Here is an 11,551-nt window from a genome sequence, read left to right as displayed (position 1 = left end):
CTCCGGCATGACTGTTTTCGACGTACGCATCGGCATCAACCCGCTGTCGTGGATGAACGACGACCTGCCGTCGCTCGGCGGCGAGACGCCGCTCGAAGTCGCGCTGACCGAGGGTCGCCAGATCGGCTATCAGGGCTTCGAACTCGGCAACAAGTTTCCTCGCGAGCCGCAAGCGCTGAAAACGCTGCTCGCGCAATACGACCTCGCGCTCGTGTCCGGCTGGTACTCGGGACAACTGGCCAGGCGCAGCGTCGCCGAAGAAATCGACGCGGTCGGCCCGCATCTGGAGTTGCTCGCGCAGAACGGCGCGACCGTGATGGTGTATGGTGAAGTCGCCGATTCGATCCAGGGCGCGCCGCGCCCGCTGTATCAACGGCCGCGCTTTTTCGGCGACGCGCAATGGGCCGGCTACGCGGCACGCGTCGATGAATTCGCGCGTTATACGCTGAGTCGCGGCGTGCGGCTCGCCTATCATCATCATATGGGCGCGTACGTCGAAACGCCGGCCGACGTCGATCAGTTGATGGCGCGCACAGGCGACGCGGTCGGCCTGCTGTTCGACGCCGGGCACATCACGTTGGCGGGCGGCGATCCGTTGGCCGTGCTCGACCAACACATCGCGCGCGTTTGCCACGTGCACTGCAAGGACGTGCGCCCCGCCGTGATGAAGCTCGCACGCAATCGCAACTGGAGTTTTCTCGATGCGGTGATCGCCGGTGCGTTCACGGTGCCCGGCGACGGCGCGGTCGATTTTCCGGCGCTGATCGACCGGTTGAAGCGGCACGGTTATTGCGGCTGGCTCGTCGTCGAGGCGGAGCAGGACCCGGTGGTCGCGCCGCCGTTCGACTATGCGCAGAAGGGATATGGAACTTTGCGGGCGCTCGTCGATGCGCCCCTCGGCAAGGAGGCAGAATGAGCTTATTGGTGAAGGCAGAGCGCGAAGGCCAGACGATCGCGCGCGTGACGCCGCAGTCGGCCTGTTGGCGCTATGTGGGATTCGCCGCGTACCGGCTCGGCGCGAACGAACTCGTCTACGTGTTCGAGCCGGCGCGTGAAGCTTGCATCGTCGTGCTGAGCGGCGCGGTCGATATCGAAACGCCGGGCACGACGTGGAGTTCGCTCGGCTCACGCGACAGCGTGTTCGAAGACGCGGCGCCGTACGCGGTGTATGTGCCGCCGAACGTGCGCGCGACGGTGCGCGCATGCCGCGACGCGGAGATCGGTGTCGCGAGCGCGCCGGCCAAGGGCGAGTATCCGGCGCGGCTGATCGAGCCGGCGTCGATAAAGCGCTCGACGCGCGGTAAGTCGCTGAATACGCGTTACGTGTGCGACATTCTTCCGCACACCGAGCCGGCGGAATCGCTGCTGGTGGTCGAAGTGAGAACGCCGGGCGGTCACGCGTCGAGCTACCCGCCGCACAAGCACGACACCGACAATATCCCGCTCGAAAGCTCGCTCGAAGAAACCTATTACCACCGGCTCGATCCGCCGCAAGGCTTCGCATTCCAACGCGTGTACACCGACTCACGCGATATCGACGAATCGATGGCCGTCGAGGATCACGACGTCGTGATGGTGCCGCGCGGCTATCACCCGGTCGTCGTGCCGTACGGCTACGACTCGTATTATCTGAACGTGATGGCGGGCAGCCAGCGGGTCTGGCATTTCCATAACGATCCGGCGCACGAATGGATCATCAACAAGGATGCTTGACTAATTTGATCGTAGTCGCGCGTCAGCCCACCCCGAGCCATTCGCGCATCACGTCGTCGCGCGACATAAACGACGCCAGCGCGCCGTCGAACACGATCTCGCCGTGCCCCATCACCGCGACGCGGCACGCGATGTCCCGCGCGATCACGAGCCGCTGCTCGATCAGCAACATCGCGACGCCACGCTCGCGCAGCGCGTGCAGACAGGCGGCGACCTGCTGCATCACGAGACTCGCGAGGCCTTCGCCGGGCTCGTCGATCAACAGCAGATCGGGATCTCCGAGCAGCGCCCGCGCGAGCGCGAGCATCTGTTGCTCGCCGCCCGACAGCACGCCCGCGCGCGTGCGCTTGCGCCCGGCGAGCACGGGAAAAAGCGCGTACGCGTCGTCGAGCGTGAAGCGCGGCGCGCGGCCGCGCGCACGCGATGCGGCAGCCGGCGCAATGCCGAGCAGCAGGTTTTCATGCACGCTCAGCGCGGCGAACACGTCGCGATGCTCGGCCACATAGCCGAGCCCGAGCCGCGCGATCTCGAACGTGCGCCGACCGGCGAGCGAACGCCCCGCGAAACGCAGTTCGCCCTCGCAGCGCACGAGGCCCATGATCGCGCGTGCGAGCGTCGAGCGGCCCGAGCCGTTGCGGCCGACCAGCGCGACCACTTCGCCGGGCTCGATGCTCAGCGTGACGCCGTGCAACGCCTGGCTCGCGCCGTACCACGCATTCAGGTCGCAAATGTCGAGCAGCGCGCTCATAGGCCTGCTCCGTGGTCCGGTTCATCACCCGCCCGCGCGCCTGAGCCGACGTCGAAGCGTTCACCCAGATACGCGGCCCGTACCGCCGCGTCGGCGCGAATCGCGGCCGGCGATCCACTTGCGATGATGCGCCCTTGCACCAGCACCGAAATGCGATCGGCGATCGCGAACACCGCATCCATATCGTGCTCGACCATCAGCAGCGTGCGGCCGGCGGTGGTGTCGCGGATCAGCTCGATCGCGCGTGCCGCTTCTGCGCGGTTCATGCCCGCCGTCGGTTCGTCGAGCAGCAGCGTGTGCGCGCCGCCCGCGAGCGCGATGCCGAGGTCGAGCGCGCGCTGCTCCGCGTAGCTGAGCGTGCCGGCCGCGACGTCGCGGCGCGCGCCGAGGCCGACCGCGTCGAGCACGTCGGCCGCGCGCGCATCGACCGCGGCCGTGCCGGTCAGACGCTGCCACCAGCGCGTGCGATCGCGCTCGGCAAGCTGCGCCGCGCAGCGCAGGTTGTCGAACACGGACAGCCGCGCGAACACGCTGGTGCTCTGAAAGCTGCGCGCGAGGCCACGGCGCGCGATCGCGGCCGGCGCGAGCCGCGTGATGTCCGCGCCGAACAGGTGGATACGCCCCGCGCTCGGCCGCGCGCCGCCCCCGATCAGGTTGAACAGCGTGGACTTGCCCGCGCCGTTCGGGCCGATCAGCGCGTGCCGCTCGCCTGGCTCGATCGCGAGATCGACGCCGCGCAGAATTTGCGTCGAGCCGAAACGCTTTTCGATGCCGTGGAGCGCGAGTGCGGGGATCATCGTGCGGCTCCGGGGAATCGTGCCGCGCGTGCATGGGCCGTGAGGCGCGCATGCGCGCGCAGCGCATGGCGCGTGGTCAGCGCGGCCAGAGCGGCGAGCGCAACGAGCGCCAGCGCAAGAGGAAGCGGCGAGGCGGCAAGCGCCGACAGCGGCGGCGCGACGGTGACATCGGTACCCGCGCCAGCGCCCGCACCTGCACCGGCGCCGAACCATGCGCCGAACAACCCACCTGAAACCGCACCTTCGTCCGCGCCGAACTGCGCCGCATAGGCCCACTGCACCGCGAACACGATGGCCGCGAGCCACAGCAACCCCGCCGCCGCGCTCCACCAATACGCGGCACGGCAACGTCGCCAGCCGTTGGCGGCAATCCGCGCCGTCTGCCGCGAGGCAAAGCCGGCGAGCCCATCCGGCGCGGCCAGCACGACGACGACGAAGAACAGTCCGAGATAGAACAGCCACGCCCGCGTGACACTGGCGACCACCACGCTGAAAAACGTCAGCACGATCGCCCCCGCGACCGGCCCGAAGAACGCCGCCGTGCCGCCGATCACGGTCGCGATCAGCACCGCGCCCGAGCGCATCATGCCGACGCTCTCAGTCGATACGAGCTCGATATTGATCAGCCCGAGCGTGCCCGCGACGCCCGCGAAAAACGCCGACAGCACGATCACGCCATAGCGAATCCGCCGCGGATAGCAGCCGATCGCCGCCGCGCGCGCCGGGTTGTCGCGCACGGCGTTCGCGAGCCGCATGAACGGTGTGCGCGACAGCGCGAACATCGCGACACTGGCCACGACGCTCCACAGCGCGATCAGCGCATAGGCCTCGCGCGCCGGACCGAAGCTCCAGCCGCCGAACAGTGGCCCGCTCGCGCGATCGATCGCGACGCCCGCCTCGCCGCCGAACCAGCCCGGCAGCGTCCACGCGGCCGCGACGACGAGCTCGCCGAGACCGAGCGTGATCATCGCGAATGCGGTGCCGGCACGGCGCGTCGCGATGAAGCCGAACAGCACGCCGCACAGCGCGCCGCCGATGCCGCCGAGCAACGGCAGCAGCACGAGCGGCACGCCGCCCGCGTTGAACACCCGCGCGGCGATCAACGCGCCGAGCCCCGCATAAGCGGCGTGCCCGAACGACAGCAGCCCGGTCCCGCCGAGCAGCAGGTTGTACGACAGCGCGAACACGATCATCGTCGCGCTTTGCGCGAGATAGCCGAGCAGCCAGCTGTGCGGCCAGATGAAAGGCGGTACGGCCAGAAAGGCGACGAGCGCGAGCCACGGCGCGAGCGCACGGCCGCCCCCGCGAGGCGGCACCTCGCTTTCCAGCGCGTTTGACGACCCGCTCCGCTTACGCATGATCGTCACGCCGTCCGAACAGCCCGCGCGGCCTCGTCGCCAGCACCGCGACGAGCAGCAGGTACGGCAGCAGCGGCGCCAGTTGCGCGAGCGTCAGCGCGTCCCATTCGGGCGGCAGCACCGCGCCGGCGAGCGACACCACGTCGCCCAACGACAGATCGCTCGCGACCGCCAGCGTTTGCAGGCACCCCACCAGCAGCGACGCGACGAGCGCCCCGCTCAGCGACCCGAGCCCGCCGATCACGACCACGACGAACACGATCGAGCCGAGCGACTCCGCCATCGCCGGCTCGATGACGAACAGCGGCGCGCCGATCACGCCGGCCAGTGCGGCGAGCGCGGTGCCGGCCGCGAACACGCCGGTGAACACGCGCGGCACGTCGTGCCCGAGCGCTTCGACGGCCTGCGCATGCGTGAGCGCGGCGCGCACGATCAAGCCAATCTTCGACACGCGCAGCATCGCGACGAGCGCCGCGAGCATCGCGAGCGACACCGCCATCATGAACGCGCGGTAGCGCGTGAAGACCGCGCCGTACAGCGAGAACAGCGGACCCGTCGAGCACCGCCGGAATCCTCGCCGACAGCGGACCGAGCCCCCAGCCGAGCTTGACGAATTCGCCGAGCAGATAGGCGGCGCCGAACGTCAGCAGCAGTTCGGGCAGATGCCCGTGCCCGCGCCCGCGCACGCGCCGCAGCAGCCAGCGTTCGAGCGCCGCGCCGAGCAGCCCGACGAGGAGCGGCGCAACCACCAGCGCGCTCCAGAAGCCGGCGCGCGACGCCACCGAAAAGCCGACGTACGCGCCGAGCATATAGAAGCTCGCATGCGCGAAGTTGAGCACGCCGAGCATGCTGAAGATCAGCGTCAGCCCGGCCGACAGCATGAATAGCAACAGCCCGTAGCTCAGGCCGTTGAGCAGAGTGATGATGAACGACTGCACGCGTCTAGTCCGCCGGCCCGACGACGCACAACGGTTCGAGCGCCGCGCGCAGCTCGGCGGGCAGGTTCACGGGACGGCGCGTCGCGCGATCCACGTAGACGTGCACGAAGTGCCCTTGCGCGGCGGGCTCGGCGTCGCCGTCGCGAAATAGCCCCACCTCGTAGCGCACGCTCGACGTGCCGAGCCGCGCGACGCGCAAGCCCGCCTCGATGCGATCGGGAAACACGAGCGGCGCGAAGTAGTTGCACTGCGTCTCGACGACCAGCCCGATCGTCGTGCCGTGTTCGAAATCGAGTACGCGCGCGCGGACCAGATACTCGTTCACGACGGTGTCGAAATAGCTGTAGTAGACGACGTTGTTCACGTGGCCGTAGACGTCGTTGTCCATCCAGCGCGTGGTGATCGGCAGGAAGTGCGGATACGCGGCGCGGCCGGCGGGGGCGGGTCTGTTCATCGGACGTGGCGGTGGGTGGACGCGAGGATCACAGCGACTCGGTCAGCATGCGGCGATAGTCGTCGGCGCTCGCCTCGCGCGGATTCGTGCGATGACAATGGTCGACCAGCGCGCCCTGCACGACCTTGTCGAACATGCTTTCGTCGACGCCCATTTGCCTGAGGCCGGTCGGCAGTCCAAGCCGCGCCGTCATGTCGAACAGCGCCTGCGCGAGATCCGCATGCTCGGGCACCCCCATCACGCGACGCATGCGCGCATAGCGACGCTCGGCCACCACGCTCGGCGCGCGCTCGTTGAAGCGCAGCACCGCGGGCAGCACGACCGCGTTCAGCGTGCCGTGATGCAGCGACGTGCGGCCGTTCACCTTCAGGCCGCCCAGCGGATGCGACAGCGAGTGCACACAGCCGAGGCCCTTCTGGAACGCCATCCCGCCCTGCATCGACGCGCTCATCATGTTCAGGCGCGCCTCGCGATCGCGGCCGTCCGCGCACGCGCGCTCGATGCTGTGCCACGCGCGTTCGAGGCCGTCGAGCGCGATACCGTCGGCGGGCGGATTGAAGGCCGGCGCGAGGAAGGTCTCGATGCAATGCGCGATCGCGTCCATGCCGGTCGCGGCGGTCAGCCCCGGCGGCAAGCCGAGCGTGAGACCGGGATCGCACAGCGCCGATTTCGGCAGCAGATTCCACGAGTGAAAGCCGAGCTTGCGGCCGTCGTTCAGAATCACGATCGCGCCGCGCGCGACTTCGCTGCCAGTGCCGGCGGTGGTCGGAATCGCGATCAGCGGCGCGACGGCGTCGGTGATCTTCGCGCTGCCGCCTTCGATCGTCGCGTACTGCGTGAGCGGCCCCGGATGCGTGGCCGCGATCGCGACGCCCTTCGCGAGATCGATCGACGAACCGCCGCCCACCGCGATCAGCCCGTCGCAGCGCTCGTCGCGATACACCTGGGCGGCCGCGAGCACCATTTCCTCGGTCGGGTTCGACGGCGTGTCGTCGAACAGCGGCACGTCGCCGAGCTTCAGCGCGTCGAGTGCCTGCCGCGCGATGCCGGCCGCGACGACGCCCTTGTCGCTGATCACCAGAGGCCGCTCGATGCCGATGCGCGTGCACTCGGACGACAGTTGCGACAGGGCGTCGTAGCCCAGATGAATATGGGTCAGGTAGTAGATGTAGGCCATGCCGTTTTCTCCCTGAGCGTGCGCTCATTGACCGCCGGTTGACGTGGATGATCGGTTCGGTGATGCGTCGATGGATGTGCCGAGTCGTGTGGTGTCGCGTGCGTTGTGGGCTGTCTCCATGTTGGCTGTGATTTCTGCGTCGTCTGTGTGCTGGCTAATGTTGCGGCTCGATGGGCCGAACGCCTCACTGCCCCGGCCGCTCGACGAATTCGAACGGCAACCCGCGTCGCCGCATCCATTCGCCGAGCGCCTGGCCGGTGCCCGCGCGCCACGGCCGCAGCTTCGCGGGCTCGACGAGCCGGTATTCGAGCAGCTCGGGCGACAGCGCGATCGTCCCATGCGCCTTTACGTGATACGCGATGATCAGCTCGTTCTTGCGGATGAATTCGTACACGCCGATCAGCTCGACCGACCCGGCGTGCAGCGACGTCTCCTCCATCACTTCGCGCGCGATGCCCTGCTCCGGCGTCTCGCCGTTTTCGAGGAAGCCGGTGATCAGCGCGAACATGCCCTCGGGCCACGCCGCATTGCGCGCGAGCAGGATCTTGCCCTCGTACTCGACGATCGCCGCGACGACCGGCAGCGGGTTATTCCAATGGACGTAGCCGCACTCGGTATCGGGACAGCTCTGACGGACGCGGCCGCCCTCGTGATCGGGGTCGGCGCGTTCGGTCAGGGGTTTCGCGCAGCGGGGACAGAATCGGTACTCGGTCATGGCGGGGGGACGTCTCTTTGTTTCGTGTTGTCTGGCGGGGCGTAGTTGGGTGGCTTTGCGAGTGTGCCGAGTGGTGCATCGAGGCGCCGGTGGTAACTCGGGTTCCAGCAACCTCACGCGTCTTCCATCACGCGACGCACAGCCCGCGCACGTCGGCGGCGAAACGCTCGACCGTGTCGGACTGCGTGTCCCACGCGCACATCAGCCGGCAACCGCCCGCGCCGATGAACTCGTAGAACTTCCAGCCGCGCGCGCGCATCGCCTTCGCGGCATGCGGCGGCAACTGCGCGAACACCGCGTTCGATTCGCTCGCAAACATGATGCTCACGCCGGGGATTTCCTGCAACCGCGTCTCCAGCAGACGCGCCATCGCGTTCGCGTGACGCGCATTGCGCAACCACACGTCGTTGTCGAGCAGGCCGAGCCACGGCGCGGAGATGAAGCGCATCTTCGATGCGAGCTGTCCCGCCTGCTTCAACCGATAGGCGAAATCGTCGGCGAGCGCGCGGTCGAAGAACACCACCGCCTCGCCGACCGGCAAGCCGTTCTTGGTGCCGCCGAAACACAGCACGTCGACGCCCGCGCGCCACGTAATCTCCGACGGATGCACGTCGAGCGCGGCGACCGCGTTCGCGAAACGCGCGCCGTCCATGTGCACCTTCAGATGACGACGCTTCGCGATCGCCGCGATGGCGCGCACTTCCTCGACGCTGTAGACGGTGCCGACCTCGGTCGACTGCGTCAGCGTGACGACCTTGGGCTTCGGATAGTGGATATCGGCGCGCCGCGTGACGATGGACTCGATCGCATCGGGCGTGAGCTTGCCGGCGATGCCCGGCGCCGTCAGCAGTTTCGAGCCACCTGAAAAGAACTCGGGACCGCCGCATTCGTCGGTCTCGATGTGCGCGAGTTCGTGGCAAATCACCGAGTGGTACGACTGGCACAGCGACGCGAGCGCGAGCGAGTTGGCCGCCGTGCCGTTGAACACGAAGAACACTTCGCAATCGGTCTGAAACAGGTCGCGCAGACGGTCGCAGACCTGGTTGGTCCAGGAGTCGTCGCCGTAGGACGGCTCGTGGCCGCTGTTGTTGGCGGCGATCAGCGCGTCGAGCGCTTCGGGACAGATGCCGGCGTAGTTGTCGGACGCGAAATGTTGCATGGTCGAGCGACGCGCCCGGCGACAGGCGCGAGGGAATGACGGAAAGCGGTCATTTTAGTGCGCTCGTGCGAGATTTGTTTTCGCGTCTTAGCTGCAACCGCAATCCGGCATGCGGCCACGGCGCGGGCCACGCGGCACGCGCGTCACTGCGATCAGGCCCGCCGCCCCCGCCAGCAGCGCGCCCGCGGCGAGCCACAGCGCCAGCGAAAACGACCCCGTGTGCGCGGCAATCGGCGCGGCCACCAACGGACCCGCGATCTGACCGATGCCATAGGCCGCCGTCGCATAACCCATCAGCCCGGCCGCGTCGTCGCCGCGCAGACGCCGCGCCTCGCGCATCGCGAATAGCGTGATCGCGGTGAACGGCAGGCCGATCAGGATGCTGCCGAGCGAGAATCCGCCCGTCGTCGGCCACACGATGCCCAGCGCGATGCCGAGCGCCTGCAGCACATACGAGCCCGCGAGCAGCGCGCGGTTGTCCCAATGCACGGGCAAACGCGCGGCGAGCAACGCGCCGACGATCAGCGCCGCACCGAACATCGGCCAGAACAGGTCCGGCCAAGCCGAGCCCGGCAACGCGTGGCGCGCGATGACCGGCAAAAAGGTCGCGGTGATGATGTAGCCGAAGCCCGGGATACCGTAGAGCAGGACCAGCCACAACGCGTCGGCGCGGTGGACGGCATGGCTCGTCTGAATGCCGGCCGTACGAGGCGGCTGGTTTGCGCTGGCGCGCGATCCGGTGGCGGGCTTTGCGGTTGCGGAGCTTGCAGCGGCAGGCTTCGCCGTTCCCGCACGCCGCGCTTCGCCAAACACCGGCCACACCAGCACCGACAGCACCGCGCCGATCACCGCAAAGCCGATCCATCCGACCACCGCGCCATAGCCGCCCGCGACGCTGACCAGCAAGCCGGTGCCGACGATGCCCACGCCCGGCCCCGTATAGATGACGCCGCTCCACGCCTGCGCGCCGAGTTCGGCGAGCCGCCGCAAGCCCCACTGCGACGCGAACACGAAGGTCCATGCGCTGACCGCGCCGGCAACGAAGCGCACCAGCGCCCACACCCAGAACTGGCCGGTGACGCCCATCGCGAGCGTCAGCAGCACGGTCGCGGCGAGTCCGACGCGCACCATGCGCGCGGGCTCGACCCGCAGCGCCGCGCACGTCATCGCGCCGGCGAAATAGCCGGCGTAATTGAACGACGCGAGCCAGCCGCCATGCTGGATATCGATCTGCGGCTGGCCGAGCGCGGCGCCGTGCAGCATCAGCGGCAGCAGCGGCGTGAATGCGAAGCGCCCGATACCGAGCGCGACGGCCAACGTGACCATGCAGGCGAGCGCCGCGCGCCGGGCGGCGTGCGGCTCGTGGAAGCGCGGGTACGCGTGGGAAGCGAGATCGTTCATGATCGGACGGTCAAACGGCGATGGTATGAATTCATACTAGCTTGACCTTTGAATCACGAAAAATGAATAATTATGATGTTATCCATCGCCCGGAGAGAATCATGGATCTGGCCGCTCTGACCATTTTTCGCGCGGTTGTGCGCGAAAACGGCGTGACGCGCGCCGCGGCGAAGCTCAATCGCGTGCAATCGAACGTAACCACGCGCATCAAGCAGCTCGAGGAACAGCTCGGCACCGAGCTATTCATCCGCGACGGCCGCCGCCTCGTGCTGACGCCGGCCGGCGAGACGCTGCTGCCCTACGCGGAACGGCTGCTCGCGCTCGCCGACGAGGCGCGGCACGCGGTGCGCGAGGATCGTCCGAGCGGGCGTCTGCGTCTCGGCACGATGGAAAGCGTCGCGGCGACGCGTCTACCGGGCCTGCTCGCGCAATATCACCAGCAATGGCCGGCCGTCGAACTGGAACTCGAGACCGGCACGACCGGCAGGCTGATCGAGCGGGTGCGCGAGTTCGAGGTCGATGCGGCGCTGGTCGCGACGCCGCTCGATCCGGCCACGCTCGGCGATCTGTTCGAGACCGTGCCGATCTTCCGCGAGGAACTCGTGATGCTGACGCCGCGCGGTCATCGGCCGATCCGCGAAGTGCGCGACATCGCGCTATCGACGCTGATCGCGTTCGAGCGGGGCTGCGCTTATCGCGCGTATATCGAGAAGTGGTATCTGGAGCACGGCACGCGGCCGCAACGGGTGCTGGAGCTCGGCTCGTATCACGCGATCGTCGCGTGCGTGGCGGCCGGAGCGGGCGTCGCGGTCGCACCGCGCTCGGTGCTCGATCTGCAGACCGACACGAGCAATATCGCGGTGCACGAATTGCCCGATATCGGCATGATCGACACGCTGCTGGTGTGGCGACGCGGGCATTTTTCGTCGGCGCTCAATGCGCTGCGACGCACGCTGGTGGCGTCGCAGGAAGGGACAGCCGAGGTGGATGCGGTGGCGTCCGCGGATGCGAATGTGGTCTGATCGTTGAATCCGCCCCGCCGACCAGGTTCGACGCAACCCGGTCGGCTTCAGCAAAAGCGACCATCAGAA

The 11,551-nt window shown here is 68.2% G+C and carries 11 protein-coding genes and 1 pseudogene; 3 read left to right on the top strand and 9 right to left on the bottom strand.

Annotated elements, in window-relative coordinates:
- The first annotated feature begins 7 nt into the window (after nucleotides 1–7).
- On the top strand, nucleotides 8–916 hold the full coding sequence (gene iolE, locus OKW39_RS18260) for a myo-inosose-2 dehydratase (protein WP_429563194.1): 909 nt from the start codon (nucleotides 8–10) through the stop codon (nucleotides 914–916).
- Complete coding sequence (iolB, locus tag OKW39_RS18255; RefSeq protein WP_090801051.1) at nucleotides 913–1,713, top strand: 5-deoxy-glucuronate isomerase; 801 nt, start codon at nucleotides 913–915, stop codon at nucleotides 1,711–1,713. The genes iolE and iolB overlap by 4 nt, the downstream gene beginning before the upstream one ends.
- A gap of 22 nt (nucleotides 1,714–1,735) precedes the next feature.
- On the opposite strand, the gene OKW39_RS18250 is transcribed toward iolB, so the two are convergent.
- From OKW39_RS18250 to OKW39_RS18210, 9 genes and pseudogenes are all read right to left on the bottom strand, one after another.
- Complete coding sequence (locus OKW39_RS18250; RefSeq protein WP_429563193.1) at nucleotides 1,736–2,461, bottom strand: ABC transporter ATP-binding protein; 726 nt, start codon at nucleotides 2,459–2,461, stop codon at nucleotides 1,736–1,738.
- Nucleotides 2,458–3,258 (bottom strand): ABC transporter ATP-binding protein, encoded by an 801-nt coding sequence (locus OKW39_RS18245; protein WP_090801055.1) that lies wholly within the window; start codon nucleotides 3,256–3,258, stop codon nucleotides 2,458–2,460. The genes OKW39_RS18250 and OKW39_RS18245 overlap by 4 nt, the downstream gene beginning before the upstream one ends.
- A complete protein-coding gene (locus tag OKW39_RS18240) occupies nucleotides 3,255–4,616 on the bottom strand; it encodes a branched-chain amino acid ABC transporter permease (protein WP_429335038.1) in 1,362 nt (453 codons plus the stop codon). The genes OKW39_RS18245 and OKW39_RS18240 overlap by 4 nt, the downstream gene beginning before the upstream one ends.
- Nucleotides 4,609–5,554, bottom strand: a pseudogene (locus OKW39_RS18235) (branched-chain amino acid ABC transporter permease). Before OKW39_RS18235 ends, OKW39_RS18240 begins: the two are co-directional and overlap by 8 nt.
- Nucleotides 5,555–5,558: 4 nt before the next feature.
- A complete protein-coding gene (locus OKW39_RS18230; RefSeq protein ID WP_429563192.1) occupies nucleotides 5,559–6,008 on the bottom strand; it encodes an acyl-CoA thioesterase in 450 nt (149 codons plus the stop codon).
- Nucleotides 6,009–6,036: 28 nt separating this feature from the next.
- Nucleotides 6,037–7,185 (bottom strand): iron-containing alcohol dehydrogenase, encoded by a 1,149-nt coding sequence (locus OKW39_RS18225; RefSeq protein WP_184061468.1) that lies wholly within the window; start codon nucleotides 7,183–7,185, stop codon nucleotides 6,037–6,039.
- 184 nt (nucleotides 7,186–7,369) lie between these two features.
- Nucleotides 7,370–7,900 (bottom strand): NUDIX domain-containing protein, encoded by a 531-nt coding sequence (locus OKW39_RS18220; RefSeq protein ID WP_090801064.1) that lies wholly within the window; start codon nucleotides 7,898–7,900, stop codon nucleotides 7,370–7,372.
- A 127-nt stretch (nucleotides 7,901–8,027) separates the two neighbouring features.
- On the bottom strand, nucleotides 8,028–9,059 hold the full coding sequence (locus OKW39_RS18215) for a threonine aldolase family protein (protein WP_429563191.1): 1,032 nt from the start codon (nucleotides 9,057–9,059) through the stop codon (nucleotides 8,028–8,030).
- A gap of 87 nt (nucleotides 9,060–9,146) precedes the next feature.
- Entirely contained in the window at nucleotides 9,147–10,460 is a 1,314-nt protein-coding gene (locus tag OKW39_RS18210; RefSeq protein ID WP_429335041.1) for a YbfB/YjiJ family MFS transporter, read from the bottom strand.
- A gap of 101 nt (nucleotides 10,461–10,561) precedes the next feature.
- On the opposite strand from OKW39_RS18210, the gene OKW39_RS18205 reads away from it, so the two are divergent.
- A complete protein-coding gene (locus tag OKW39_RS18205) occupies nucleotides 10,562–11,482 on the top strand; it encodes a LysR family transcriptional regulator (protein WP_187610861.1) in 921 nt (306 codons plus the stop codon).
- The last annotated feature ends 69 nt before the right edge of the window (nucleotides 11,483–11,551 follow it).

This window comes from Paraburkholderia sp. MM6662-R1 (assembly GCF_050436245.1).
GTDB classification, from domain to species: Bacteria; Pseudomonadota; Gammaproteobacteria; order Burkholderiales; family Burkholderiaceae; genus Paraburkholderia; species Paraburkholderia tuberum.
Note: the sequence above shows the minus strand (reverse complement) of the source record. Positions and strands in the feature narration are given on the sequence as shown.

Coding starts and splice junctions, on each gene's coding strand:
- iolB (WP_090801051.1), top strand. CDS start 913: ATGAGCTTATTGGTGAAGGCAGAGCGCGAAGGCCAGACGATCGCGCGC.
- OKW39_RS18205 (WP_187610861.1), top strand. CDS start 10,562: ATGGATCTGGCCGCTCTGACCATTTTTCGCGCGGTTGTGCGCGAAAAC.
- OKW39_RS18225 (WP_184061468.1), bottom strand. CDS start 7,185: ATGGCCTACATCTACTACCTGACCCATATTCATCTGGGCTACGACGCC.
- OKW39_RS18215 (WP_429563191.1), bottom strand. CDS start 9,059: ATGCAACATTTCGCGTCCGACAACTACGCCGGCATCTGTCCCGAAGCG.
- OKW39_RS18230 (WP_429563192.1), bottom strand. CDS start 6,008: ATGAACAGACCCGCCCCCGCCGGCCGCGCCGCGTATCCGCACTTCCTG.
- OKW39_RS18250 (WP_429563193.1), bottom strand. CDS start 2,461: ATGAGCGCGCTGCTCGACATTTGCGACCTGAATGCGTGGTACGGCGCG.
- iolE (WP_429563194.1), top strand. CDS start 8: ATGACTGTTTTCGACGTACGCATCGGCATCAACCCGCTGTCGTGGATG.
- OKW39_RS18245 (WP_090801055.1), bottom strand. CDS start 3,258: ATGATCCCCGCACTCGCGCTCCACGGCATCGAAAAGCGTTTCGGCTCG.
- OKW39_RS18220 (WP_090801064.1), bottom strand. CDS start 7,900: ATGACCGAGTACCGATTCTGTCCCCGCTGCGCGAAACCCCTGACCGAA.
- OKW39_RS18210 (WP_429335041.1), bottom strand. CDS start 10,460: ATGAACGATCTCGCTTCCCACGCGTACCCGCGCTTCCACGAGCCGCAC.
- OKW39_RS18240 (WP_429335038.1), bottom strand. CDS start 4,616: ATGCGTAAGCGGAGCGGGTCGTCAAACGCGCTGGAAAGCGAGGTGCCG.